Source organism: Streptomyces rugosispiralis, assembly GCF_024505145.1.
Lineage (GTDB): Bacteria > Actinomycetota > Actinomycetes > Streptomycetales > Streptomycetaceae > Streptomyces > Streptomyces rugosispiralis.
This window is the reverse complement of sequence record NZ_JANIAA010000050.1, coordinates 38,143-64,224: the sequence shown is the minus strand read 5'-3', so window position 1 is coordinate 64,224 and position 26,082 is coordinate 38,143. Positions and strand designations below refer to the sequence as shown.

At 71.9% G+C, this 26,082-nt stretch carries 23 protein-coding genes and 1 pseudogene; 16 read left to right on the top strand and 8 right to left on the bottom strand.

Features of this window, described 5'->3' with window-relative positions; translation table 11 throughout:
* The 4 genes from NP777_RS41640 to NP777_RS41625 form a co-directional block, all read left to right on the top strand.
* On the top strand, positions 1-220 hold a 220-nt coding region (locus NP777_RS41640; protein ID WP_256655386.1), incomplete at its 5' end, for a flavodoxin-dependent (E)-4-hydroxy-3-methylbut-2-enyl-diphosphate synthase.
* A gap of 221 nt (positions 221-441) precedes the next feature.
* Entirely contained in the window at positions 442-1,287 is an 846-nt protein-coding gene (locus NP777_RS41635) for a GNAT family N-acetyltransferase (RefSeq protein ID WP_256655385.1), read from the top strand.
* A gap of 25 nt (positions 1,288-1,312) precedes the next feature.
* A complete protein-coding gene (locus NP777_RS41630; protein WP_256655384.1) occupies positions 1,313-1,882 on the top strand; it encodes a GNAT family N-acetyltransferase in 570 nt (189 codons plus the stop codon).
* Positions 1,883-2,217: 335 nt separating this feature from the next.
* The gene (locus NP777_RS41625; protein ID WP_256655383.1) at positions 2,218-3,936 is read left to right on the top strand and encodes a proline--tRNA ligase; all 1,719 of its coding nucleotides are present in this window, start codon (positions 2,218-2,220) and stop codon (positions 3,934-3,936) included.
* Between the two features lie 100 nt (positions 3,937-4,036).
* Here the strand turns inward: NP777_RS41625 and NP777_RS41620 are convergent, their stop codons facing one another.
* From NP777_RS41620 to NP777_RS41610, 3 genes are read right to left on the bottom strand one after another with little or no spacing between them, the layout of a single operon-like run.
* Positions 4,037-4,981: an aminoglycoside phosphotransferase family protein gene (locus NP777_RS41620; protein WP_256655382.1), complete on the bottom strand. Its 945-nt coding sequence runs from the start codon at positions 4,979-4,981 to the stop codon at positions 4,037-4,039.
* A 30-nt stretch (positions 4,982-5,011) separates the two neighbouring features.
* Positions 5,012-5,515, bottom strand: a complete 504-nt coding sequence (locus NP777_RS41615; protein WP_256655381.1) for a ferritin-like domain-containing protein — start codon at positions 5,513-5,515, stop codon at positions 5,012-5,014.
* Between the two features lie 57 nt (positions 5,516-5,572).
* Entirely contained in the window at positions 5,573-6,268 is a 696-nt protein-coding gene (locus NP777_RS41610) for a hypothetical protein (RefSeq protein WP_308405369.1), read from the bottom strand.
* Between the two features lie 137 nt (positions 6,269-6,405).
* Between NP777_RS41610 and rimP the strand changes: the two genes are divergently transcribed.
* From rimP to NP777_RS41570, 8 genes are all read left to right on the top strand, one after another.
* A complete protein-coding gene (gene rimP / locus NP777_RS41605) occupies positions 6,406-6,930 on the top strand; it encodes a ribosome maturation factor RimP (protein ID WP_256655380.1) in 525 nt (174 codons plus the stop codon).
* A 2-nt stretch (positions 6,931-6,932) separates the two neighbouring features.
* Positions 6,933-7,925 carry a transcription termination factor NusA gene (gene nusA / locus NP777_RS41600; RefSeq protein ID WP_256655379.1) on the top strand — a complete coding sequence of 331 codons (993 nt, stop codon included), beginning with the start codon at positions 6,933-6,935 and terminating at the stop codon, positions 7,923-7,925.
* Positions 7,926-8,021: 96 nt separating this feature from the next.
* A complete protein-coding gene (locus tag NP777_RS41595; RefSeq protein ID WP_256655378.1) occupies positions 8,022-8,315 on the top strand; it encodes a YlxR family protein in 294 nt (97 codons plus the stop codon).
* 144 nt (positions 8,316-8,459) lie between these two features.
* Entirely contained in the window at positions 8,460-11,588 is a 3,129-nt protein-coding gene (gene infB / locus NP777_RS41590) for a translation initiation factor IF-2 (RefSeq protein ID WP_256655377.1), read from the top strand.
* A 122-nt stretch (positions 11,589-11,710) separates the two neighbouring features.
* Complete coding sequence (locus tag NP777_RS41585) at positions 11,711-12,007, top strand: DUF503 domain-containing protein (RefSeq protein ID WP_256655376.1); 297 nt, start codon at positions 11,711-11,713, stop codon at positions 12,005-12,007.
* Between the two features lie 72 nt (positions 12,008-12,079).
* Entirely contained in the window at positions 12,080-12,568 is a 489-nt protein-coding gene (rbfA, locus tag NP777_RS41580; RefSeq protein WP_256655375.1) for a 30S ribosome-binding factor RbfA, read from the top strand.
* Positions 12,565-13,491 (top strand): tRNA pseudouridine(55) synthase TruB, encoded by a 927-nt coding sequence (gene truB, locus NP777_RS41575; RefSeq protein WP_256655374.1) that lies wholly within the window; start codon positions 12,565-12,567, stop codon positions 13,489-13,491. Before rbfA ends, truB begins: the two co-directional genes overlap by 4 nt.
* A gap of 258 nt (positions 13,492-13,749) precedes the next feature.
* Positions 13,750-14,703, top strand: coding sequence for a bifunctional riboflavin kinase/FAD synthetase (locus NP777_RS41570; RefSeq protein ID WP_256655373.1), 954 nt, complete (start codon positions 13,750-13,752; stop codon positions 14,701-14,703).
* A gap of 161 nt (positions 14,704-14,864) precedes the next feature.
* Here NP777_RS41570 and NP777_RS41565 read toward each other — a convergent pair whose 3' ends face one another.
* Positions 14,865-17,768 carry a MinD/ParA family ATP-binding protein gene (locus NP777_RS41565; protein ID WP_391858679.1) on the bottom strand — a complete coding sequence of 968 codons (2,904 nt, stop codon included), beginning with the start codon at positions 17,766-17,768 and terminating at the stop codon, positions 14,865-14,867.
* Positions 17,769-17,802: 34 nt separating this feature from the next.
* On the opposite strand from NP777_RS41565, the gene NP777_RS48735 reads away from it, so the two are divergent.
* A complete protein-coding gene (locus NP777_RS48735) occupies positions 17,803-18,138 on the top strand; it encodes a hypothetical protein (RefSeq protein ID WP_391858680.1) in 336 nt (111 codons plus the stop codon).
* 20 nt (positions 18,139-18,158) lie between these two features.
* Here NP777_RS48735 and NP777_RS48730 read toward each other — a convergent pair.
* Positions 18,159-18,236, bottom strand: a pseudogene (locus NP777_RS48730) (SCO5717 family growth-regulating ATPase); the annotation flags it as partial.
* Positions 18,237-18,636: 400 nt separating this feature from the next.
* Here NP777_RS48730 and NP777_RS41560 point away from each other — a divergent pair.
* Positions 18,637-20,481, top strand: a complete 1,845-nt coding sequence (locus tag NP777_RS41560; RefSeq protein ID WP_256655371.1) for a PQQ-like beta-propeller repeat protein — start codon at positions 18,637-18,639, stop codon at positions 20,479-20,481.
* A gap of 71 nt (positions 20,482-20,552) precedes the next feature.
* Here the strand turns inward: NP777_RS41560 and NP777_RS41555 are convergent, their stop codons facing one another.
* The 3 genes from NP777_RS41555 to eccE all read right to left on the bottom strand — a co-directional run bounded on the left by NP777_RS41555 (position 20,553) and on the right by eccE (position 23,028).
* Entirely contained in the window at positions 20,553-20,783 is a 231-nt protein-coding gene (locus NP777_RS41555; RefSeq protein WP_037960661.1) for a DUF397 domain-containing protein, read from the bottom strand.
* A 95-nt stretch (positions 20,784-20,878) separates the two neighbouring features.
* On the bottom strand, positions 20,879-21,685 hold the full coding sequence (locus NP777_RS41550) for a hypothetical protein (RefSeq protein WP_256655370.1): 807 nt from the start codon (positions 21,683-21,685) through the stop codon (positions 20,879-20,881).
* Complete coding sequence (gene eccE, locus NP777_RS41545) at positions 21,685-23,028, bottom strand: type VII secretion protein EccE (RefSeq protein ID WP_256655369.1); 1,344 nt, start codon at positions 23,026-23,028, stop codon at positions 21,685-21,687. Before eccE ends, NP777_RS41550 begins: the two co-directional genes overlap by 1 nt.
* Positions 23,029-23,209: 181 nt before the next feature.
* Here eccE and eccB point away from each other — a divergent pair, with 181 nt between their 5' ends.
* Complete coding sequence (gene eccB / locus NP777_RS41540; RefSeq protein WP_256655368.1) at positions 23,210-24,772, top strand: type VII secretion protein EccB; 1,563 nt, start codon at positions 23,210-23,212, stop codon at positions 24,770-24,772.
* A 21-nt stretch (positions 24,773-24,793) separates the two neighbouring features.
* Positions 24,794-26,053 (top strand): type VII secretion-associated serine protease mycosin, encoded by a 1,260-nt coding sequence (gene mycP / locus NP777_RS41535; protein ID WP_256655367.1) that lies wholly within the window; start codon positions 24,794-24,796, stop codon positions 26,051-26,053.
* Positions 26,054-26,082 lie beyond the last annotated feature (29 nt).

The window sequence follows — 26,082 nt, the reverse complement described above, 5'->3', positions numbered from 1 at the left end:
CTGTGTCGTCAACGGCCCCGGCGAGGCGCGCGAGGCGGACCTGGGCGTCGCCTCCGGCAATGGCAAGGGGCAGATCTTCGTCAAGGGCGAGGTCATCAAGACCGTGCCGGAGTCGAAGATCGTGGAGACCCTGATCGACGAGGCCATGAAGATCGCCGAGCAGATGGAGAAGGACGGCATCGCCTCCGGCGAACCCGAGGTCTCGGTCAGCGGCGGCTGAATGCCGAGGGTGCCGTAGAGCTTCCGGCCCATGGGGCTGAGCGGCCGGGGTACCTCTGGGGCTGAGCGGCCGGAGGCACCTCCCGGCGGTGGCCGGGGGAGGCTTTCGCGCCCCGGAGGCGAACCGAGCCCTCGGAAAAGGGCCATCTCGGCCTGCGCGGTAGAGTCTGAGGATCGACGTCCCCGGCCCGCGGGCCCGCACCACGTGAGGCAGACCGACACGTGCTGACCACGTCCACCACCAGGGTCCTCGAGCCCCATGAGCTCGACGCGGCCCTTGCGGTGCTCGACCGCGACCCCGTCTCGAACGCCTTCGTGGCCGCCCGCGTCCAGGTCGCCGGCCTGGACCCGTGGCGGCTCGGCGGCGAGATGTGGGGCTGGTACTCCGGCGGGCGGCTGGAGTCGCTCTGCTACGCCGGGGCGAACCTCGTGCCCATCTGCGCCACCCCCGAGGCCGTGCGCGGCTTCGCCGAGCGCGCCCGCCGGGCGGGCCGCCGCTGCTCCTCGATCGTCGGCCCCGCCGAGACCACCGCCGGGCTGTGGTCCCTGCTGGAGCCCAGCTGGGGCCCGGCCCGCGAGGTCCGCGCCCGTCAGCCGCTGATGGTCACCAGCTCGATGCCCGTCGACGTCCCGCCCGATCCGCTGGTGCGCCGCGTCCGTAAGGACGAGATGGACGTGATCATGCCGGCGTGCGTGGCGATGTTCACCGAGGAGGTCGGCGTCTCCCCGCTCGCGGGCGACGGCGGGCTGCTCTACCAGGCGCGGGTCGCCGAGCTCGTCACCGCCGGGCGCTCCTTCGCCCGGGTCGAGAACGGGCGGGTGGTGTTCAAGGCCGAGATCGGCGCGGCCACCCCGCACGCCTGCCAGATCCAGGGCGTATGGGTGGCCCCCGAGTACCGCGGCCGCGGCCTGTCCGAGACCGGAATGGCGGCCGTGCTGCGCTATGCGCTGAGCGAGGTCGCCCCGGTGGTGAGCCTGTACGTCAACGACTTCAACACCGCGGCCCGCGCCGCCTACCGCCGGGTCGGCTTCCGGGAAGTCGGCGCGTTCATGAGTGTGCTGTTCTGATCGACGGGCCAGTAGGGTGCCGCCCATGCTGCATCTCCCCGGGGGGCGGACCCCGGAACCCGAAGACGTCGTCGTCGGGTCGCTCGACCTCGCCGCGCGCGTGGACGAAGCGCTCGACGTCCAGGCCGTCGCCTTCGGGCTGACGGCCGAGGAGGTCGGCGTACGACGCCACATCGTGCTGCGCCACCTCAAGAGCCCCGGCGCCCGCGCGCTCGGCGCGACGACGCCCTCCGGACGGCTCGTCGGCTTCGTCTACGGCATGCCCAACGACCGCACCCACTGGTGGTCCACGGTGGTCCAGCCGTATCTGCGCACGGCCGGGCACGAGGACTGGCTGGACGACTCGTTCGTCATCACCGAGCTGCACGTCCACCCCGAGTACCAGCACCGCGGCATCGGCCGGCAGCTGATCACGACCATCACGGACGGCGCCGACGAGCCGCGCTCGATCCTGTCCGCGATCGACACCGAGAGCCCGGCCCGCGCCCTCTACCGCTCACTGGGCTACCGCGACCTCGCCCGCCCCGTGCTCTTCCCGAGCGCCCCGAGCCCGTACGCCGTGATGGGAGCCCCCCTGCCGCTGCGCCGCGACTGAGCGCTCCGCGGGAAGCGGCGCGATGCGTCGTCGGCCGTCCGCGGCGCCGTCGTGGCTGGTCGCCCACGCGGCGGAGCCGCATATCGACACAGCCGCGGCGGAGCCGCACATCGACACAGCCGCGGCGGAGCCGCACATCGACACAGCCGCGGCGGAGCCGCACATCGACACAGCCCCGCGCCCCTTCGGGGCGCAACATTTCCCGAGGCATCGATATGCGGCTCCGCCGCGTGGTCCGCCGGACACCCCGTAGGCGCCCCGGCCTTACGCATTTCCGGGAAACCAGCCCGTGCGGCTAACCTCCTGAACATCCCATCGCACGCAGGAGAGACCCCATGGCCCACGCCGTCAACGTCCAGCGCATGTCCACGATGATGCTGAAGACGCTGCGCGAAGACCCGGCGGACGCCGAGACCGCCAGCCACAAGCTGCTCGTCCGCGCCGGGTACGTCCGCCGCGCCGCCGCGGGCATCTGGACCTGGCTGCCGATCGGCAAGAAGGTCCTGGAGAACGTCTCGCGGATCGTCCGCGAGGAGATGGACGCCATCGGCGCCCAGGAGGTCCTCCTGCCCGCGCTGCTGCCCCGCGAGCCGTACGAGACGAGCGGCCGCTGGGACGAGTACGGCGATCTGCTCTTCCGGATCAAGGACCGTAAGGGCGCCGACTACCTCCTCGGCCCGACCCACGAGGAGATCTTCACCCTGACGGTCAAGGACCAGTGCACGTCCTACAAGGACCTGCCGGTCATGCTCTACCAGATCCAGACCAAGTACCGGGACGAGGCCCGCCCCCGCTCTGGTGTGCTGCGCGGGCGCGAGTTCCAGATGAAGGACTCGTACTCCTTCGACACCACCGACGAGGGCCTCGCCGAGTCCTACCGGCTGCACCGCGAGGCGTACCAGCGGATCTTCCAGCGCCTCGGCCTGGACTACCGCATCGTCTCCGCGGTCTCCGGCGCGATGGGCGGCTCGGCCTCCGAGGAGTTCCTGGCCCCGGCGGCGGCCGGCGAGGACACCTTCGTCGACTGTCCGAACTGCGACTACGCCGCGAACACCGAGGCGGTCACGGTGACCGTGCCGCCGGTCGAGGGCGCCGGGCACGGCCCCGTCGAGGAGCTGGACACCCCCGACACCCCCACCATCGAGACCCTCGCCGAGTACCTCGGCGTCCCGGCCTCCGCCACCCTGAAGAACCTCCTGGTCAAGGTCGACGGCGAGATCACCGCGGTGGGCGTGCCCGGCGACCGCGAGGTGGACCTGGGCAAGCTGGGCGAGCACCTGGCCCCGGCCGTCGTCGAGCTCGTCACGGCCGAGGACTTCGAGGGCCGCCCCGAGCTGGTGCGCGGCTACGTCGGCCCGCAGGGCCTGGCGGGCAAGTCCTTCCGCTACATCGCCGACCCCCGTATCGCCCCCGGCACCGCCTGGGTGACCGGCGCCAACAAGCCCGACACCCACGCGCGCAACGTGGTCTGCGGCCGTGACTTCGAGGTCGACGAGTACCTGGACGTCGTCGTGGTCCAGCCGGGCGACCCCTGCCCCCGCTGCGGTGCGGGCATCGAGCTGGACCGGGCGATCGAGATCGGCCACATCTTCCAGCTCGGCCGCAAGTACGCCGACGCCTTCCAGCTCGATGTGCTCGGCCAGAACGGCAAGCCGGCGCGGGTCACGATGGGCTCGTACGGCATCGGCGTCTCCCGCGCCGTCGCGGCCCTCGCCGAGCAGACCCACGACGGGTCGGGGCTCTGCTGGCCCCGCGAGGTCGCCCCGGCCGACGTCCACATCGTCGCGGCGGGCAAGGCCCTCCAGACCGAGATGGCCCTCGACCTCGCCGAGAAGCTGGGCACGGCGGGCCTGCGCGTCATGGTCGACGACCGCGCCGGCGTCTCCCCGGGCGTGAAGTTCACCGACTCCGAGCTGATCGGCGTCCCGACCATCCTGGTCGTGGGGCGCGGCGCGAAGGACGGCGTGGTCGAGCTGAAGGACCGCCGCACGGGCGAGCGCGAGGACCTCTCCATCGAGGACGCCATCGCCCGCCTCACCGCCCTCGGCGACTGACGGCCGCGAACCGCACCCGCCGCTCCCCGGACCCCGGCTCCCGCGCTCCCCGGAGTCGCGGCTTCCGGGGTCGGCGGCCCGGCCGGGCCGCGCACCCCCGCTACAGCCAGCCCGCGAACTCCAGCAGCAGCTCCGCGCGGCGGCGGTCGCCCGCGGCGGCGTGGCGCAGGCCCGCCTCGACGGCGCGGTAGAGGGACCAGCCGCGCAGCCGGTCGCGGTCGACGTCCAGGGAGTCCGCCAGCTTGGCGACCCGGCGCCGCGCGGCCGCGGCGGGGCCGGGTCCCGCGGCCAGGTCCTCGCAGCGGTCGAGCACCAGCCGCGCCAAGTCGTACGCGCGCTCGCCCACGACCGGCGCCGGACCCACCGCGAGCCAGGGCGCACGCTCCCCGGCCAGCACCTTGCCCTGCCGGAAGCCGCCGTGCAGCAGCACCTCCTCGGGCGGCTCGGCGGGCAGCGCCGCCCGCAGCTCCAGCGCCTCGTCGGTGAGCGGACGGGCGTCCGCCGCCCAGTCCCCGGCGCCGAGCACCCGCAGGATCTCGTGCTCCTCCTCGGTGCGCCCGGTGACCGACGCGAACGGATGCCAATCGGGCGGCGGCACCCACAGCCGCCGCACCGTGCCCGCCGCCTCCAGCAGCGCCTTCGGCTCGGGCAGCGAGCGCAGCGACACCGCGCCGTGCAGCCGCTCGAGCAGCAGCGCACCGGTGTCCGGGTCGGCGCGCAGCAGCCGGACCGCGCCCCAGCCGTTCCAGTGCGCGAGGGCGGTCCGCTCACGGTCCGCGTCCGGGCCGGGGACCGGGAACTTCAGCGCCGCCGGGGTGCCGTCCGCCTGCCGCACGAGCGCGACGAGCCCGCGGCGTCCCCCGGGTGTCGCGACCCGCTCCAGGGTCAGCTCCCAGGCCGCCAGCTGCCGCTCGGCCGTCCCGGGGAGAGCGTCCAGCCAGCTCCGCACGGCGCTCGCGGGGTCGTCGCTCAGCGCGTCCAGAAGCCGCTTCGGCACGGGGACGCCGTCCGTATCGCGGCCGCCGGGCCGTGGTGCCGATGCCATTCCTGAGCTGTCCCCTCCACCATCAAGACGTCACACCCCGTCCGACCCACCGCTCGGCGACGCCGACGGAGTGGCCGGTGTGGCGCGTTCGGTGAGCCCAGGGAAGGCTACGCCGCCGCCCCGCCAGCGCACCGCCCGGACCGCCGCCTCCCGCAGCGCGCCCGCCGCCTGGCGGCGCAGGGATCCGGTCGAGGCCCGTACGAGGTCGGCGTAGACGGCGGCGACCCGGTTCTCCAGTTCGGCGGCGAGCCGCACCGCGGCGGGCGCGTCCGGCACCGCGAAGGGCAGGGCGTAGGCGGGCGCCGCGCTGGTGGGGCGGCCGCCGAGGTCGCGCACGGTGCGGGCGAGGTCGTCCCGGCGGGCGCGGTGCGCGGCGTAGCCCTCGCGAGCCTCCGCGAGCCGGTCGTCGCCGATCCGCCCGCCGACGACGCCGTAGCCGTACACCGCGGCGTGCTCGGCGGCGAGCGCCGCCTGCGCGGCCCTGAGCGCCGCGGCGCGTTCGCCGACGGCCGAGCGGTCTGCTCGAGCGGCCATGTCAGTACCCCTTCCCGGTGGTCCCGAGCGTGATCACGACGGTGCTGCCGAGCGTGATCACGAGTCCGTGTCGCGCTGCGTGAGGAGATACACGTGGGCGGCGCCGCAGGCAGCTACGGACGCCAGGAGCCGGGCCAGCTCGGGCGGCGCGGTGGCGAGCGCGGCGGTGCGGGTGTCGGCGGTCCGGCGCTCGACCTGGGCCAGGGCGGAGAGGGCCTGCCGCTCGCCCTCGGGGACCGTCGGCACCCGCCGCCCGCCCGCCGAGGGCGAGCGCGACACGGTCGCGGAGGGGGAGGGGGACCGGCCCTCGGAGGTGAAGACCGCGACATGCCGGGCCGTCTCCTCCCGCAGTGGCGCCAGCCGTTTCGCAAGGGCGGGATGCGCGTCCACGGTCGCGTCGTAGCGTGCGAGGAGTGCGGTGGAATCCCGCGCGCCCCGCGCCCGCAGCAGCGCGACGTCCGCCCCGCCGTCCGTCTCGCGCTTGGACTCGGAGTCGTCGGAGCAGCCGCTCAGCAGCGCGACGGCTCCCAGCGCCCCGCCGCCCAGCAGCAGACTCCGCCGCCGGGTCACCGGCGCGGCGCAGGCCGAAGCGGCGGCGGACGCTGAAGACGCGGCGGGCACAGTGGACGCGGTGGAGGCGGCGGGGACCGCGGACACCGCGTCGGACGCGGCTGTGGCACGGGGCGGGGGAGTGGTGATCGACACGTTCCTCTTTCCGGGCTGCGGCCGCTCCTGGCCGCCGGTAGTGATCACAGCAGGCGAGCGTACCCGCGCCGAGGCCGTATGCCCGGCAGCGGCCACCGAATCGTCAGCCCGCCGCCGGAACAGATAGGCTTTGACCTGACACGCGACCTTCCCACAACAGCACACGCGGCCGAGGAGTCACCCGGATGAGCACCACCCAGAGCGAGAGGCTGCGCGGACTGCTGGAACCGCTCGTCAGCGCGCGAGACCTGGATCTGGAAGAGGTCGAGGTGACACCGGCCGGGCGGCGGCGCGTGCTGAGAGTGGTCGTGGACTCCGACGACGGCGTCCAGCTGGACACGTGTGCGGAGCTGAGCCGGGACATCTCCCAGACTCTCGACGACACGGACGCCATGGGCCGGACCGCGTACGTCCTCGAGGTCACCTCTCCCGGCGCCGAGCGCCCCCTGACCGAGCCGCGCCACTACCACCGTGCCGCCGGCCGCCTCATGAGAGCGCGCCTCGCCGACGGCGGCGAGCTGGTGGCCCGGATCGTCTCGGTGGACGAGGAGGGCCTCGATCTGGAGGTCCCCGGTGTGAAGGGGCGCAAGCCCACCGCCAGGCGGCTGGCCTTCGAGGAGATCTCCAAGGCCCGGGTGGAGATCGAGTTCAACCGCAAGCCCGCGGACAAGGCCGCGGGCGAGGACGACGAGAGCAAGGAGGAGGCGTAGCCGTGGACATCGACATGAGTGCCCTGCGGGGTCTGGTGCGAGAGAAGGAGATCTCCTTCGACCTGCTGGTCGAGGCGATCGAATCGGCCCTCCTCATCGCCTATCACCGCACCGAGGGAAGCCGCCGCCGGGCCCGTGTGGAGCTCAACCGCGACACCGGCCATGTGACCGTGTGGGCCCGCGAGGACGCCGAGGACCTGACGGAGGGGCAGGAGCCCCAGGAGTTCGACGACACCCCCTCCGGCTTCGGCCGGATCGCCGCCATGACCGCGAAGCAGGTCATCCTGCAGCGGCTGCGGGACGCCGAGGAGGAGATCACCTTCGGCGAGTACGCGGGGCGGGAGGGCGATGTCGTCGCCGGCGTCGTCCAGCAGGGCAAGGACCCCAAGAACGTGCTGGTGGACATCGGCCGTCTCGAGGCGATCCTGCCGGTGCAGGAGCAGGTCCCGGGCGAGGACTACGCCCACGGCACCCGGCTGCGTACGTATGTCGTACGAGTCGTCAAGGGCGTGCGCGGACCGTCGGTGACCCTTTCGCGTACGCATCCCAATCTGGTCAAGAAGCTCTTCGCGCTCGAGGTGCCGGAGATCGCGGACGGCTCGGTGGAGATCGCGGCGATCGCCCGCGAGGCGGGTCACCGCACCAAGATCGCGGTCCGGTCCACCCGCACGGGGCTGAACGCCAAGGGCGCGTGCATCGGCCCGATGGGCGGGCGGGTGCGCAGTGTGATGGCCGAGCTGCACGGCGAGAAGATCGACATCGTCGACTGGTCGGACGACCCCGCTGAGCTGGTGGCGAACGCGCTGTCACCCGCGCGGGTGAGCAAGGTCGAGGTGGTCGATCTGGCGGCCCGCTCGGCCCGGGTCACCGTGCCGGACTACCAGCTCTCGCTGGCCATCGGCAAGGAGGGGCAGAACGCCCGGCTGGCGGCGCGGCTGACCGGCTGGCGGATCGACATCCGGCCGGACACCGAGCAGTCGGGTGATCAAGGCTGATTCAGGCCGGATTCCCCGGGATCCGGTCCAAATCGAGTGACGGTTCGATCACTCCCCCCAAGGGGTGAGGTCGGTACGGGGAGGTAGACTTCATCAGTGTCTGGCCGCACACGAGCTGGTGCCTGCCCTGAGAGAACCTGTGTGGGATGCCGGGATCGGGCGGCCAAGAACGACCTGCTGCGCATCGTGCTGGTCGAGGGTGTTTGTGTCCCCGACCGGCGCGGTACGCTCCCCGGTCGGGGTGCTTATGTTCACCCCACACGGGTCTGCCTTGACCTGGCGGTTCGCCGCCGGGCCTTTTCCCGGGCCTTCAGGGGGCCGGGAGCGCTCGACACCACGGCGCTCCGCCGGTTTGTCGAGCAGGGTGATCAGGCGCACCCGAGTAGTTGAAAGAACGGCACGGGCCACCGTGCGGTCAGGTACCTCGCGAGTCGGAAGTAGGTCGAGATTGCGATGAGCACTCGATGAGTACGCGATGAGTACGCCCATGAAGTAGCGACGGTCCGGCGACAACCCGGACCTAAAAGGAGCGAAGTGGCTAAGGTCCGGGTATACGAACTCGCCAAGGAGTTCGGAGTTGAGAGCAAGGTCGTCATGGCCAAGCTCCAGGAACTCGGTGAATTTGTACGTTCGGCGTCCTCGACGATCGAGGCGCCGGTTGTGCGCAAGTTGACTGACGCTTTCCAGGGTGGCAACGGCTCCGGCCGCGCCGCTGGTAAGCCCTCGGCGCCGCGCAAGGCGACGCCCAAGCCGCCGACCCCGGGTCCGGCGGCGGCGGCCCGTCCGGCCGCCCCCAAGCCCCCGGCGCCCGGCCCCAAGCCGGGTGGTGCCCCCGAGGGTCAGCGCGGCACCCCCGGCGCGGCGCCCACTCCGGGCCCGCGTCCCACGCCGGCTGCCCGTCCGACCCCCGGCCCCAAGCCGGGCCCCGCCGCGCCCGCGGCTCCGGCGCAGCCCGAGTTCACCGCGCCGCCGGCCCCCGCCCCCGCCCCCAAGCCCGCCGCGGCCAAGCCGGGCGCGCCCGCCAAGCCGGGTGCCACTCCCGGTCCGCGCCCCGGCGGCCGTCCGGGCGGCCAGGGCCAGGGCGGCCAGGGCCAGGGCGGCCAGGGCCAGGGCCAGGGCCAGGGCGGTCAGGGTGGCCGTGGCGGCCCGCGTCCGGGTCAGGAGCGTCCGCGTCCGGGTGGTCCCCGCCCCGCCGGTCCCCGTCCCGGTAACAACCCCTTCACCTCCGGTGGCTCCACCGGTATGGCGCGCCCGCAGGCGCCCCGTCCCGGCGGCGCCCCGCGTCCCGGCGGCCAGCCCGGCGGCGGCGGTCCGCGCCCGCAGGGCGGCGGTCAGGGCGGTCCGGGCCGCGGCCAGGGCGGTCCCGGCGGTCCCCGGCCCACTCCGGGCCAGATGCCCCGTCCGCAGGGCGCCCAGGGTGGCGGCCCGCGTCCGGGTCCCGGCGGCGCGCGGCCGAACCCGGGCATGATGCCGCAGCGTCCGGCCGCGGGCCCGCGTCCGGGCCCCGGCGGCGGTGGCGGTCGCGGTCCCGGTGGCGGCGGTCGTCCCGGTGGCGGTCGTCCCGGTGGCGGCGGCGGCTTCGCCGGCCGTCCCGGCGGTGGCGGCGGCGGTCGTCCCGGTGGTGGCGGCGGTTTCGCCGGCCGTCCGGGTGGTCCCGGCGGCGGTGGCGGCTTCGGTGGCGGCGGTGGCCGTCCCGGCTTCGGTGGCCGTCCCGGCGGTCCCGGTGGCCGCGGTGGCACGCAGGGCGCCTTCGGCCGTCCCGGCGGTCCGGCGCGTCGTGGACGTAAGTCGAAGCGGCAGAGGCGCCAGGAGTACGAGGCCATGCAGGCCCCGTCCATCGGCGGTGTGATGCTGCCGCGCGGCAACGGCCAGACGGTCCGGCTGTCGCGGGGTGCCTCGCTGACCGACTTCGCGGAGAAGATCAACGCCAACCCGGCGTCCCTGGTCCAGGTGATGTTCAACCTGGGCGAGATGGTCACCGCGACGCAGTCCGTCTCCGACGAGACGCTTCAGCTTCTCGCCGACGAGATGAACTACAACGTCGAGATCGTCAGCCCGGAGGAGGAGGACCGCGAGCTTCTCGAGTCCTTCGACATCGAGTTCGGCGAGGACGAGGGCGGCGAGGAGATGCTCTCCGCGCGTCCGCCCGTGGTGACCGTCATGGGTCACGTCGACCACGGTAAGACCCGGCTGCTGGACGCGATCCGCAAGACCAACGTGGTCGCGGGCGAGGCCGGCGGCATCACCCAGCACATCGGTGCCTACCAGGTCTCGACCGAGGTCAACGACGAAGAGCGCAGGATCACCTTCATCGACACCCCGGGTCACGAGGCGTTCACCGCCATGCGTGCCCGTGGTGCCAAGTCGACCGACATCGCGATCCTCGTGGTGGCGGCCAACGACGGTGTGATGCCCCAGACGATCGAGGCGCTGAACCACGCCAAGGCGGCCGATGTGCCGATCGTGGTCGCGGTCAACAAGATCGACGTCGAGGGCGCGGACCCGACCAAGGTGCGCGGTCAGCTGACCGAGTACGGCCTGGTGGCCGAGGAGTACGGCGGCGACACCATGTTCGTCGACATCTCCGCCAAGCAGGGTCTGCACATCGACAGCCTGCTGGAGGCCGTCGTCCTCACCGCCGACGCCTCGCTCGACCTGCGGGCCAACTCGGAGCAGGACGCGCAGGGCATCGCGATCGAGGCCCACCTCGACCGCGGCCGCGGCGCCGTGGCCACCGTGCTGGTCCAGCGCGGCACCCTGCGGGTCGGCGACACGATGGTTGTCGGCGACGCGTACGGCCGCGTCCGGGCGATGCTCGACGACAATGGGAACAACGTGGTGGAGGCCGGCCCGGCGACCCCGGTCCTGGTGCTCGGTCTGACCAACGTGCCCGGTGCGGGTGACAACTTCCTCGTCGTGGACGAGGACCGCACCGCCCGCCAGATCGCCGAGAAGCGCGCCGCCCGCGAGCGGAACGCGGCGTTCGCCAAGCGCACCCGCCGGGTCTCCCTGGAGGACCTGGACAAGGTGCTCAAGGCCGGTCAGGTCCAGCAGCTCAACCTCATCATCAAGGGCGACGCGTCCGGTTCGGTGGAGGCCCTCGAGTCCTCGCTGCTCCAGCTCGACGTCGGCGAAGAGGTGGACCTGCGGGTGCTGCACCGCGGTGTGGGTGCGGTCACCGAGACCGACATCGACCTGGCGACGGGCTCGGACGCCATCGTCATCGGCTTCAACGTGCGCGCCGACGGGCGTGCCACGCAGATGGCCGAGCGCGAGGGCGTGGACGTCCGCTACTACTCGGTCATCTACCAGGTGATCGAGGAGATCGAGGCGGCCCTGAAGGGCATGCTCAAGCCGGAGTACGAAGAGGTCGAGCTCGGTACGGCGGAGATCCGCGAGATCTTCCGCTCGTCCAAGCTGGGCAACATCGCGGGTGTGCTCATCCGCTCCGGCGAGGTCCGGCGGAACACCAAGGCCCGCCTCATCCGCGACGGCAAGGTCGTGGCGGAGAACCTCAACATCGAGGGTCTGCGTCGCTTCAAGGACGACGTCACCGAGATTCGCGAGGGCTTCGAGGGCGGTATCAACCTCGGCAGCTACAACGACATCAAGGTCGACGACGTCATCGCGACGTACGAGATGCGCGAGAAGCCGCGCGGCTGACAAGCGGCGGCGGCCGGGGCCGATCGGCGGAGGAATTTCCGTCGATCGGCCCCGGCCCTTGCGTGTACGGTGCGAGAAGCCCGCAATCACAAAGGCCCCACGGGTGGCTTGACCCGGACCGCATGTATGTAGGGACGTTGTCCTTTGACCTGCTTCTCGGCGACGTACGGTCGTTGAAGGAGAAGCGCTCCGTCGTCCGCCCGATCGTCGCCGAGCTGCACCGCAAATTCGCGGTGAGCGTGGCGGAGGTCGGCGACCAGGACCTCTACCGCAGGGCCCAGATCGCCCTGGCGATGGTCTCCGGGGACGCGGGCCACCTCACGGAGGTGCTCGACCGCTGCGAGCGGCTGGTGGCGGCGCGGCCGGAAGTGGAGCTGCTGGCCGTGCGACGGCGGTTCCACGGTGGCGATGATGAATGAGGGCCGGACCGGTGGTCGCAGACCGCGCCCCCGGCCATCGATGACTGACGCGAAGAAGAGAGAAGAAGACGCATGAGCGACACCGCGCGGGCACGCAAGCTGGCGGACCGCATCCGGGTCGTGGTCGCGGAGACCCTGCAGCGGCGGATCAAGGACCCGCGGCTGGGTTATGTGACCATCACCGACACCCGGATCACCGGTGATCTGCGGGAGGCGACCGTCTTCTACACGGTCTTCGGCGACGACGAGGAGAGGGCGGCCTCCGCCGCGGCCCTGGAGAGCGCCAAGGGCGTGCTGCGGTCGGAGGTCGGGCGCCAGACGGGGGTGCGCTTCACCCCGACCCTGACGTTCGTCCCGGACGCTCTGCCGGAGAACGCCCGCACCATCGACGATCTGCTCGCCAAGGCCAGGGAGGCGGACGCCCAGGTGCGCGAGGCGTCCTCGGGAGCCAGCTACGCGGGCGAGGCGGACCCGTACCGCAAGCCCGGCCAGGAGGACGACGAGGAGCCCGGCATCGACGGTAAGGGTTCAGCGGACGGTAAGGGTTCAGCGGACGCATGACGCGCAAGGGCAGGGCCGGTTCCGGGGCACCGGACGGCCTGGTGATCGTCGACAAACCGGCCGGTTTCACCTCGCACGACGTCGTCGCCAAGATGCGCCGCTTCGCCGGCACCCGGCGGGTCGGCCACGCCGGGACGCTGGATCCGATGGCCACGGGCGTGCTCGTGGTCGGCGTGGAGAAGGCCACCCGGCTGCTGGGCCATCTGGCGCTGACCGAGAAGGAGTACCGGGCCACCATCCGGCTCGGCCAGACCACGGTCACCGACGACGCGGAGGGCGAGATCACCGCCTCGGAGGGCGCCGCCGGGGTCGACCCGGGCGCCGTCCGGGCCGGGATCGAGGAGCTGACCGGGGACATCCAGCAGGTCCCCTCGAAGGTCAGCGCCATCAAGATCGACGGCAAGCGCTCCTACGCACGGGCGCGGGAGGGCGAGGAGTTCGCGATCCCGGCGCGGCCGGTGACCGTCTCCTCCTTCGTCCTCCACGATCGCCGCGAGGCCAAGGCGGAGGACGGCACCACCGTCCTCGACCTGGACGTCACGGTGGTGTGCTCCTCCGGCACCTACATCCGGGCCCTGGCGCGCGACCTGGGTGCCGGACTCGGCGTGGGCGGCCATCTCACGGCCCTGCGCCGGACCCGGGTCGGTCCGTACGGGCTGGAGGCGGCCAGGACGCTGGAGCGGCTGGAGGAGTCGCTGGAGATCCTGCCCATCGCGGAGGCGGCGGCCGCCGCGTTCCCGCGCTGGGACGTGGACGAGCGCCGGGCCCGGCTGCTGGGCAACGGGGTGCGGATCGACATGCCGTCGGACGTGTCGGGGGAGAAGGGTCCGGGGCCGGTCGCGGTCTTCGGGCCGGAGGGGCGCTTTCTGGCCCTGGTGGAGGAGTCGAAGGGCAAGGCGAAGAGCCTGGCCGTCTTCGTATGACGCCGTCGGCGCCCGCCGCGGGCGCCGACGGCGCCATACGGGCGCCCGCGGCGGCGCCGCCCGGCCCGGCCGACCCGGCGCCGGTGTGTCGTTGCCGACTCCGGGCCGCGTTGCATACGCCGGGACCGGCCGCCTACCGTGGCTTTCCGGCCGGTCCGGGTGCTCGAGACGGCCACCGATGCGAGGCCGGCGCCCGGGACATGGCAGTCTTAGACCTGCGAAGTCGACAGACAAAGGTTCGGGCGAGGAGCGGGCAAAGTGCAGCGCTGGCGTGGCTTGGAGGACATCCCCGAGGACTGGGGGCGCAGCGTCGTCACCATCGGTTCCTACGACGGGGTGCACCGAGGGCACCAGCTGATCATCGGCCGTGCCGTGGCACGGGCGCGTGAGCTGGGGGTACCGGCGGTCGTGGTCACCTTCGACCCGCATCCGAGCGAGGTCGTGCGGCCCGGCAGCCATCCACCGCTGCTCGCCACGCACCAGCGGCGCGCGGAGCTGATGGCCGGGCTGGGTGTGGACGCGGTGCTGATCCTGCCGTTCACGGCGGAGTTCTCGCGGCTCACCCCCGCCGACTTCGTGGTGAAGGTGCTGGTGGACAAGTTGCACGCCCGGGTCGTGGTGGAGGGCCCCAACTTCCGCTTCGGCCACAAGGCCGCCGGGAACGTGGCCTTCCTGCGCGAGCTCGGCACCACCTACGACTACGAGGTCGAGGTCATCGACCTGTACGAGCGCGGCGCGGCGGGCGGCGGCGAGCCGTTCTCCTCCACGCTGACGCGCCGCCTGGTCGCGGAGGGCGATGTCACGGGCGCGATGGAGGTCCTCGGGCGCCCGCACCGGGTCGAGGGTGTGGTGGTGCGCGGTGCGCAGCGCGGCCGTGAGCTGGGCTTCCCGACGGCCAACCTGGAGACCCCGCCGCACACCGCGATCCCGGCCGACGGCGTCTACGCGGGCTGGCTGACGGCGCAGGGCGAGGCGATGCCCGCGGCGATCTCGGTCGGCACCAATCCGCAGTTCGACGGGACCGAGCGGACGGTCGAGGCGTATGCGATCGACCGGGTCGGACTGGATCTGTACGGGCTCCATGTCGAGGTCGACTTCCTCGCCTATCTGCGGGGCCAGGAGAAGTTCGACTCGATCGAGGCGCTGCTGGAGCGCATGGCGGCCGATGTGAAGCGGGCGCGGGAGCTCGTGGAGGAGCACGGGAGCCGCTGACGCGTGCGGCTGCTGCTGACTGCTCACGCGTACGGGAGTCGTTGCGGGCGACCGCATGGGCGGGCGCCGAGACGCCGCGCGCCGCGTGGTGAACGGATGAACGCGAATGCGCCCCGTGGACCGGATCACCGGCCCACGGGGCGCTTCCGCTTCTTCGCCCGCTACCGCTGCGGGGGCTGCTGCTGCCAGGGCTGCCCCGGTTGCGCGGGCTGGCCGGGCTGCCCCGGCTGGGCCTGCTGCCACGGCTGTCCGGGCTGCGGCTGCTGCCCCTGCTCGTAGGACTGCTGCCAGCCCTGCTGGCCGCCTTGCTGCGGGTACCCGGGGTACTGCGGCTGCTGGGCCTGCTGAGGCGCGTAGCCGCCCGGGTAGGGCTGCTGCTGGGCCTGTCCGGGCATCGGCGGGGCCACCTGCGGCGGCTGGGCCCCTCCGTCGCCCGTCCACAGACCCTGCTCCTGCTGGGCGCGGGTGAAGTCCTCCGCGACCATGGCCGAGAGGTTGAAGTACGCCTCACGGGTCTTGGGCCGCAGCATGTCCAGGTCCACCTCGGCGCCCGCCGACAGATGCTCGTCGAACGGCACGACGATCACCCCGCGGCAGCGGGTCTCGAAGTGGGACACGATGTCCTCAACCTTGATCATCTTGCCGGTCTCCCGGACCCCGGAGATCACCGTGATGCTCCGCGAGACCAGATCCGCGTAGCCGTGCGCGGACAGCCAGTCCAGGGTGGTGCTGGCGCTGCTGGCACCGTCCACGGAGGGCGTGGAGATGATGATCAGCTGGTCGGCGAGGTCGAGGACGCCGCGCATGGCGCTGTAGAGCAGGCCCGTGCCCGAGTCGGTGAGGATGATCGGGTACTGCTTGCCCAGGACGTCGATGACGCGGCGGTAGTCGTCGTCGTTGAACGTCGTCGAGACCGCCGGGTCCACGTCGTTGGCGAGGATCTCCAGCCCCGACGGCGCCTGTGAGGTGAACCGCCGGATGTCCATGTAGCTGTTGAGGTACGGGATCGCGGTGACCAGGTCGCGAATGGTCGCACCGGTCTCCCGGCGGACCCGTCGCCCGAGGGTGCCCGCGTCCGGGTTGGCGTCGATCGCGATGACCTTGTCCTGGCGCTCGATGGCCAGGGTGGCGCCGAGGGCGGTGGTCGTCGTGGTCTTGCCGACACCGCCCTTGAGGCTGATCACCGCGATGCGGTAGCAGGAGAGCACCGGCGTGCGGATCAGCTCCAGCTTGCGCTGCCGCTCCGCCTCCTCCTTCTTGCCGCCGAGCTTGAAGCGGGAGGGGCCGGGGGTGTTCTTCTTCGGCTTCTGCTTGCCCTTGATCAGCCGGTCCGAGGAGAGCTCGACCGCGGCGGTGTACCCGAGCGGCGCGCCCGCGCTTCCGGCCTGGCGCCGCTGGTCGGGCGTCACGGTCGGCCAGCCGCCGGTACGGGGGTCGGCGGGGCCCGCCGGGGCGGCCTGGGCGGCCTGGGCGTCCGGGCGCGGATAGCCGTAGCCGTCATGCGGCTGTGGCTGCGCCTGCACCTGCGGTCCGGGCCCGGGAACGCCGTCGCCGGGCCGCGGGAAGCCATAGCCACCCTGCCCGCCCGGACCCTGCTGCCCGGGGAACTGCTGACCCTGGGGTTCATGCGGCGGCTGGCCCTGGGCGGGGCCGTTCGGCGCGTACGGTCCGGGCTGGCCGGGCTGGCCGGGCTGGCCGGGCTGGCCCGGGTACATCGGCTGGCCGGGCTGTCCGGGGTGCTCGGGCTGCCCCGGCTGGGCCGTGGGGTAGGGCTGGGCGGGGGGCTGCTGGTACGGGCCCTGGCCCTGCTGGTCCGGGGCGGGCGGCTGAGGGAAGCCGTAGCCGCCCGGGACGGGCGTCGGCCCCTGGCCCTGTCCCGGACCGCCAGGACCGGGCTGGCCCCCCGGGTGGGGGTAGCCGTAGTGGGGCCCCTGCGGAGCCGGGGCACCCTGCGGACCGGGACCCGGCACGCCCGGACCGGGCTGCTGGTAACCGCCCTGCGGGCCGGGCACGTTGCCCGTCGGCGGCCGCGCCCCCTGGGCCTGGTCCGGCAGCGGGACCGGACCGGGCTGGCCGGGAATCGCACCGGGAGCGCCCTCACCGGGACGCGGATAGCCGTATCCGGCTTGCGGCCCCGGCCCGGCGGCGGGCTGCCCGGGGCTGCCGTGCGCCTGGGGCGGGGGAGGCGCCCAGGAGGTGTCCTGCGGCGGGAGCGGCACTCCGGCACCAGGGGTGGCGGGCCCATCCGTACGTTGTTCCGGAACCGAAGCGGGACCCGGAGCCGGCGGGGGGTCCTCGGGCGCCGCGGGCTGGAAGTCCGGCGGCAGGGGCGGCAGCCCCGACTGCGGAACGGGCGGCGGGGCCCAGGTGGTGGCCGGGGGCTGCTCGGGCGACGGCGCGCTCGGCGGCACGGCGTCCTCGGGAACCGCGTCCTCGGGAACCGCGTCCTGCGGCTCGGCGCTCGCCTGCCTCAGCTCCTCCATCTCCCGCCGCAGCGCGGCGGTGGAGAAGCGCAGGGTGCCCTCGCTGCGCACGTCGTCGTCGGCACGGTCGTCCGGGTCCGAGGAGCCGGAATCGGAGTCCGTGCCCGGACCGGACGCGAACCCGGAACCGGAATCGAAGCCGGAAGGAGCACCGGACCCGGAATCGGAGCCGGAAGGGGAACCGGAACCGGAATCGAAGCCGGAAGGAGCACCGGAACCGGAGTCGGCACCCCCGACGCCGGAGTCCTCACTCCGCCTCTCGGTGATCTCGCGCCGCAGCGCGGCGGTGGAGAACCGCACGGTGGAGGGGCTTTCCACATCGCCGTTCTCACCCTCGTCGGAGCCCGCCGCGGAGGCGTACTCCGAGTCCGGCCGGAAGGCGTCGTCGTCCCGCGGAGCGGCGGCGGGCGCCAGCGTGAAGTCGTCATCGACGGGAGCGGAAGCGGAAGAGGAAGCCGGCGCCGAATCCTCGGCCTGGACGTCGGAAGCCGAAGCGGAGGACTCGTAGGAGGAGGGCTCGGACGCACCGCTGTCCGAACCGCCGCCACCCGTAAGGCTGTCACCCGCAGTCGAGCCCGCCAAATCCGACCCGGAGTCAGACAAAGACGACATCCGAATGCCCGAGTCGGACTCTCTGCTCTCCGGTTCCGACCGCGCCTCGTCCTCCCTCTGCGCGGGGACCTCCTCCACCTCGGAGGCGTCCGACGTGACAGACGCGACATCGGAGGAGGGCGCCTGGGCGGGCGGCGGCCAGGGACCCGGAAAACCGCTCGGCTCCGGCACGCCCGGCACGGGCACCGGACTGCCGGTGGGCGGCGGAGGCGGCGGACCCGGCATCCCCGCACCGGCGCCCGTTCCGGTTCCCCCGGAACCGCCGGTCGACGTGGGGGCCGAGGAGGACGGCGAGGACGACGACGAAGCGTTCTGCGTGTACCAGGCGGGTGGGGTGTAGTCGATGGTGAACTCGCCCGTGTGCTCGGTCTCCGCGTCGGACCGATCATCGCCGGGTGTGTTTCCGCCCGTGCGGATCTCGTCCCGATCGCTGCTCACAATGCCTCCTGGTGTGGTCGAACACCCTTGAAATTCTTGGCGAGGCCGATCTGTTGCCGATCGCTACTGTCGTCCGACCGTTCGGCTTTCCCCTTTTGTGACGCCGGGGACCCTGAACGGGCGCTCCACCGGGTACCCCAAGACTAATCACCATGAGCGCCGCGGGGGCAGGCCCATCCGCGCACTCGAGGCTGTCCGAGACCTCACCGTGCCTTACGGCGGTACGTACCCGGCAACCGCGGGGAGAAGTCCAAGCGTCCGGTGGTACAAAGAATCCCCGCTCGAATGCCGTTGCACAGTGGGACCTGCGACCATGTCGCCCCTTTCCGGCCGGTGCCGCCGACCGGATCGCGGGGAGGAGGCGGACCGGTCGGTGGACTCGTGTGAGAGGTAGGCGCAGATGCCGCAGCCGCCCCAGCCACCCAACCAGCCGCCCTCCGGCGGCTTCGGCCCGCCGCCCCCAGAACCCCAGGAGCCCGAGCACCCCCAGGAGCCCGGCCGGGACGGCTTCGGCCCGCGGCGCAGACCCCCGACACCACCCACGCCGCCCACCACGCCGCCCGCCGCGCCCGAGAGCCCCTCATCGCCTCCGTCGAGGGGCCACACCCCGCCCCAGATATGGGACACCGGCGCCCTCCCGGCGAGCCCGCCACCACCACCGCCCGGCGCGCCTCCGGCCCCGGACCCGCCGAACCCGTACGCCCAGAACCCGTACGCCCAGAACCCGTACGCCGCGGACCCGTACGCACGTCGGCCGGAGTACGGCGGCCCGTACACCCCACCGCCCGGTGGGCCGCCCGGCACGCCTCCGCCCACCGGCGGCGGCCGAGCCCCGAAGCGGAAGGCCGTCATCATCGGCGCGGCGGTGGCGGTACTGCTCGCGGCGGGTGGTGGGGTGTACGCGGCGGTGGGCGGCGATGACGGCGGTAAGGACCCCACCGCGAGCCCCACGAAGACCACCCCGGGCCACCCCAGGACACAGGACCCGACGCCGGAGCCGACGACCGGTGACGGCGACAGCACCGGCGGCCGCGGCAGCGGTGAAAGCGACCCCAACGACCAGCGCCGGGCGGGCGAGGCCAAGGTCCTCTACCAGAAGCCCGCGCCCGAGGTCAGCAAGAGCAACCTCGAAGTGCCCGGCTTCTGGGCGATGAAGGGCTATGTCGTCAAGGCGGTCGAGAACAAGATCACCGCGTACAAGGACGAAGGGGGCAGCAAATGGACCCTCTCGCTCCGCAAGGCGGTCTGCGCCGCTCCCACCTCCACGACCGATGGCAAGGTCGTGGTCGCCTACGAGGGCCATGGAAGGGATTCCTGCAGCCAACTCGCCCTGATCGACCTCAACAAGGGCGTCAAGCTCTGGGACCACCCCGCCCCCGAGAGTGACGCCATGGGCGGCGGCTACACGAATGTGGGCATGGCCCAGAGCGGCAACCTCGTCGGCATGGCCTGGTTCGGCGGCTCCGCCGTCATCAAGGTCAGCGACGGCAAGGAAGTCTCACCCGAAAAGCCGAGCGCGGGCTGCTCCATTGACGGCTACGCGGGCGGCAAGGTCCTGCTGCGCGCCTACTCCTGCACCAATGGCACCGCCAAGCTGCAGCAGCTCACCGCCGGCGGCTCGATCAAGTGGACCTACACCATCCGTAAGGGCCTCAAGGTCAGCAACATCTTCTCCAGCAGCCCCGCCGTAGTGGCCCTCATCGACCAGGACCGAAGCTCCGGCGGCATCCTGGCCCTCTCCGACAAGGGCAAGGAACGCTCGACCCTCGCGCTGGGCAAGCAGTCCTACCAGCCGGAATGCGGTACGGACATCTTCGGCACCAACATGGGCAACTGCGAAGGCGTCGCCGTCTCCGCCGACACCTTCTACCTGCCGACCGAGATGACCCAGGACCACGGCCTGGGCTCGACCAGCGAGATCCACGCCTTCGACCTCACCACCGGCAAGCGGAAATGGGCGGTCAAGGTGGCCGAACGGCTCCTGCTCCCGCTGAACATGGACGGCAAGAACCTCATCTCCTACGAAAGGCCCTCATACACCGCCCCCGGCCAAATCGTCCGCATCGGCCCCGACGGCGGCAAGCCCAAAACCCTCCTGCGCCTCCCCCGGGCCACCCAGAAAGCGGAGCGCGCCTTCTACTCGGCCACCCACACCTACCGCGACGGCAACTTCTACATCGCCACCAACCGCATCACCGGCACCGGCACCACCACCGAAAACCTCCTGATGGCCTTCGGCCACTGAGCGCGGCCGAGCGGTGGGACACGACCGCGGGGGCGGACACCGACCGGCGTCCGCCCCCGCGCCCGAGCTCCTCAGCTCAGATCGAATTCGCCGTCCCTCGCGCCCAGGACGAAGGCACGCCATTCGGCCTCCGTGTAGCGCAGCACGGTCTCGGGGTCGGTGGAATTCCGCATGGCCACCGCCCCGTTCGGCAGGTAGGCGATCTCCACCCGGTCCTCGGAACTGCTGCCAGGTGCGCTGAGCCACTCGACACCGGAGATGTCGAGGGCGTACAGCTCTTCCTTCTCTTTGGCGTCGGCCATCGGTGGAGAATCCCTTCGGGTACCGCGGAAACAAGCCCGCCTGGTGCTTGGCTGACAGTCTCATCCACCGTGTGCGCGGCGGCAATCGAACACCGTCAGTCCATGCGGCGAGCCCCGCCCAGCAGGCCGGATTCGATGTCAGTCGGATGCGTCGCCACATAGAGCCGCGACTGACGATCACACCAAAGAGTGACCCCGTCCGGAAGCGTGGACAGTGATTCGACATCCGTGGACGGCAGTCCCATGATCCGCCCGACCTGGGCGGCCTCCTCGGGAGACACCCGCTGGACGCCCACCAGGTCCGCGTTCTCCATGAGCCGGGGGGCGACGGGGCTCAGGTAGGGCAGAAGCGTCAGCACGGACTGCCACGGCGCCGAGGTCACCCGCCCGCGCGGCGGTCGCATGCCCGCGTCACGGATCACCAGGACGGGACTGCCGATCGAGGGCCCCTGCGGCGGTACACGTCCCACGTCGTGGAGCGTCATGCTCTGATACCCGCCGTTCGCGGCCTGCGCCAATGACGCCCACATCTGCTGACGGCCCGTCTCCACGGTGACCCGCGCGCCCGTGGCCACCGCTCGCAACCCGATCACCTGCGCCGTCCACAGCCCGCCGACCAGGACCACGTTGAAGGGCGTGGGACGGTGCAGGCCCAGCACGGCGGGTTGGTCCCGCGCGCCGACACCGATCACCACCCCGTCGTCGCCGGTCGGCAGCGCCAGTGCGTCGAACTGCTCCGGGGAGAGCTCGTGCGGCTGACGCCGGGGTCCGATCAGCCCGAATCCCCGTCGCAACCTGCGCGGGGCGGGAGCCATCGGCCCGTCCGGCTGACCGGGCATATGACCAGGTGTGGCGGCCGGAGCGTAAGAAGGGCCGCCTGAGACGGTCGTCGGCGTGGCCATCAGCGGGTCCCTCCCAGAGGCAGAGTGGCGAGTACGCCGGGTACCTGCTCGCGGTCCAGCCGCGCGAGCCCCACCCGCACCCCACGGGCGGTGCGCTGGAGCTCTCGCCTCATCGCGACCAGGTCGTCAGCGCTATGACCCGTGATCCGCACATACCCGCTCACCGTGGGCGCGGGCCGGCCGCTCTGCGTCCCGCCCCGCCGCAGGGTGAGGCTGAGCGTCGTCGCGAGCGCGGGCAGTGAGGTCAGCAGGGCGGCCAGTTGGGGAAGAGGCGTGGCTCCCGGTCCCAGCTGCGGCCACCTGCTCACCCAGTAGGTGGTGTGCCACCGGTCGTCGCAGCGCCAGGCCCGAGTGCTCTCGACCGTGCGTCGACTGAGCGTATTGGTCTGCCGGGCCTGCGCCGTCGCCCGCGGGTTGACGCTCGCGGCGGTGGCGATCGCCGCCGTCACGCCTTCCTCCGGCAGGAGCGTCACGCCGAACCCTGCGCCCTGGAGCCTGCTCGACAACTGGTCCGCCGCCCGCAGCACACACCGCTGCGCGCCTTCGAGGCCCCCGCCCCGGGCCGCGACGGCCTCCGGGCAGAGCTCCGGGTCGAACTTCAACGCCACCCACGTCAGTCGGACCGCGGGCGCCCCCGTCTGCTCCTGAAGCGGCCCGTAGTTGCGCACGGGCACCGTCTGTGCCGACAGATGGGGTGCGGGCGCCGGCAACGCATGCTGCACCACCTGCACGGACTCCAGCACGATTCCGTCGACGTCCATGGCGTCGCGCAGCAGCGAGAGCGGCAGCGGACGCTGCGTACGCTGCGGGCGCAGCGGTGAGTCCGTCGCGTCCACCTGCAGGATCGCGGTCAGAAAGGTGCCGTCACCCACCAAGCCGACCATGCGCCGCTCGCGATCGGTGAACGTATAGGTGCGCAGGGCCGGTTCGCACTCCAGGGCCGGTGTGAAACCGGGGTCCGTGCCCGCGTCGAGCGGCTTCGCCGCCTGCCGCTGGCGCCTGCGCAGTGCGAGCGCGGTGCTCAGCCATTCCGGTATCGGCTGCTGATGACGGGTGACCACGGCCAGCAGCACCAGGACGACGCCCACGATCCCGGCGGGCACCAGCAGGAGTTTGTCGACCACTCCTGCGGCCAGCACTATCGCCGCGGCCACCTCGATCAGCACGAATTGCTGCAGCCGCAGGGGGCCGATGCTGCCGGGCCGGGACGTCGTGCGCGGTGTGGCGGAGGCGATGGGGGCCGCTGTCGGCGGCGCGTCAGCGGGTGCGGGCGGACGGGATCCGCTCGGTGTTCCTCGGCCGGACGCGCTCCTCGCGGAACGTGCGCGCGTTGCGGCAGCCATCCCCGTCAGCCCCCTAATGTCCGAAACCGGCCCGAACGGCCCGGTCGTCGTCGCCGCCGGTGAGTGTCCCCGGGCGGCATGAGCCAGTTCACTACCGGCATAGTAGAGGGTCGGTACGACGCCAGGACCGAGGCAGGCCACCTGACTACCGAGGCCGAAAAGCGGGGAGAAGCGGCTAAAAATGGCATCACGGCGGGATGAACTCAACGCCTATATCTATGCGAAGAAGCGGACAGTCGCCGCCTTTTTGCAACCCACGCCAAGTGGCACGGAGGAGGGTGCGCCGCGTCCACTGCGCGCGGTCCTTCCCGGAGTCGTCGTCGGGGCCCTGATCCTCGCCGGTTTCGGTGCCTGGGGCATGTTCAAACCCGTCGCCCCCAAGGGGTGGGACACACCGGAATCGCATGTGATCGTCGGCAGTGACTCCACCACTCGGTACGTCATCCTGAAGACCGGCGGCAAGCCCCAACTCCACCCCGTGCTGAACCTCGCCTCCGCCAAGCTCCTTCTCGACCCCGATAAGTCCAGCGTCATCAAGGTGAAGGAGTCGGAGCTGGACAACGGCCACATCCCGCGTGGCCCCACGATCGGCATTCCCTACGCACCGGACCGCATCCCCAGTGCGGACGAGGCGAAAAAGCGCATGACGTGGGCGGTCTGTGAGCAGCCGGGCGGCAATGGGAACACCACCCAGAAGGCCGTCTTCCTCTTTTCCGACCGGGACTCGAAGCTCAAGAAGCTCCGCGGATCCCAGGCGCTCCGCGGCGGCCAGGCCCTCTATGTGCGGGGCCAGGACGACGCTCGCTATCTCGTCGATCCGCGGGGCGTGAAGTATTTGATCGGCGGCCCGGACTGGAAGGCCAAGTCCGCCGAGGACACCAATCTTCTGCTGCGCTCGATCTTCCACGACGGTGCCAAGCCGCAGCGGGTCACCAGGGACTGGCTGGCGACCTTCAGAGACGGGGCACCGATCGACTTTCCGCGGGTCCCGGGCCAGATCGGCGATGACGCCGGGGTCCCGAGCCTCGGCGAGGCGAACCGGGTCGGCATGGTGCTCGAAGCGCCCACCGGAGCCGGCACCCAGAAGTACGTGGTGCTGCGGGGAAAGGTCCAGCGCGTTTCGGAGTTCGTGGCCAAGCTTCTGCTCAGGAGCAAGACCTCCATCAACGAGGCGAGTATGGCCAAGCGAGTGGCGGCCCAGTCGTTCAACCCGGACACGGAGAACGATTTCTACGGGCAGTACCGCTGGCCCAGCGAAATCCCGAGCCAGGCCAACTCCGTTGATCCCGCGCTGGGCAGCGGAGCCCGGGACACCAGTTGCAGCATCTTGGCCGGGGTGACCGCCAAGGGCGGTGCCAAGGTGTCCACTTGGGCTGGCAAGGACTTCCCGGCCACCATCCCGGACGGCGCCACCAGCGCCTACGTCACCCCGGGATCGGGAGTGCTCTACCGCCAGGTGAGCGGCCGGCAGATCAAGAACGGTCCCGTCTTCCTGGTGACCGACACCGGCCTTCGCTACTCGGTCCAGTCCAACAACGACAGCGATTCCGGCAATGCGAAAATCGGCGACGAGGGCTCCGACAAGGACAAGGCCGCCCAGACCCAGCAGGACGTCAACAAGGCCCAGCGCAGCCTCGGGTACCAGGACGTCAAGCCGACCCCGGTGCCCGCGGACTGGTCCGAATTCCTGCCCACCGGTCCACGCCTCGACGCCAACAGCGCCAAGCAGCCCCAGGGTTCATAGGACATGAGGAAGCCCGAACACATGCGGCGCACCATGAAACCCTTCGCCCTGGCGGCGGCGACCGGCCTCACGGCACTGACCGCGGCCGCCGGACCGATATCGGCCTCCGCGGCGCCGGATCTGTCCCTGGCGGGCAGCGGTGAATGCACCTACCCCGCCAAACAGATAAAGGGCACCCCCTGGTCCCTTCAGCGCGTCATGCTCGACCAGCTGTGGCAGGACACCAAGGGGCTGGACTCGAAGGGGCGTCCGGTCAAAGTCGCCGTCATCGACACCGGCGTCGACAACACCAATCCTCAGCTCAAGGACGCCGTCGACACCAGCAAGGGCAAGGAGGTCCGTAAGGGCGGCAAGAAGAGTCTGTCCAAGGGGAAGAAGGGCGACGGGACGGACGACTCGGTCGGCCACGGCACCAAGGTCGCCGGCATCATCGCCGCCCGTCCGCACTCGGGCACGGGATTCGTCGGCATCGCACCCAAAGCCGAGATCATCCCGATCCGGCAGAACGATGAAAAGGGCTCCGGCACCACCGACACCATGGCCACGGCCATCAACTGGGCGGTCGAGGCGGGAGCCCGCGTCATCAACATCTCCCAGGACACCGTCAAGCCGCTCCAGGCAAACAGCACGCTGCAGCAAGCCGTAGAGAACGCACTGCAAGCCGATGTCGTCGTGGTCGCCTCCGCGGGCAACGACGGTCTCGACGGCAAGGTCAAGAAGACCTACCCGGCCGCTTACGACGGCGTCCTCGCCGTCGGCGCCTCGGACCGCAACAACGAACGCGCCCCCTTCTCCCAGTCCGGCGACTTCGTCGATGTCGCCGCTCCCGGCGTCGAAATGGTCTCCACCGTCCCCAAGGGCGGCCAGTGCGTGGACAACGGCACCAGCTTCTCCGCGCCCTACGTCGCCGGCGTCGCCGCCCTGATCCGCGCCAAGCACCCGGAGTGGCGCCAGGACGAGGTGGTCGCCCAGATCGAGCAGACCGCCGAGCGCGCCGTCAACCACCATGACCGCTTCATCGGTTGGGGCGTCGTCGACCCAGTCCGCGCTCTCACCGACGACGAAACCCGTATCGACCACGTCACCCTGGACAAGGGCGCGGCCCACGACGTCGCCGCGCCCGACCCGGCTCCGATGCCCTTGGGCGAGACCGCTCAGGAGCGCAAGGAACGCCTGGCGACGTACTCCGTCGGTGCCGCTGTCATCGCGGTGGCGGGCATCGCGGGCCTGGCGGCGGTTCTCAACGAACGGAGGCGCCGGCGCTCCGGCACGGCTGAGTAGAAGTACTCATAGACACCTATGAAGCGTCA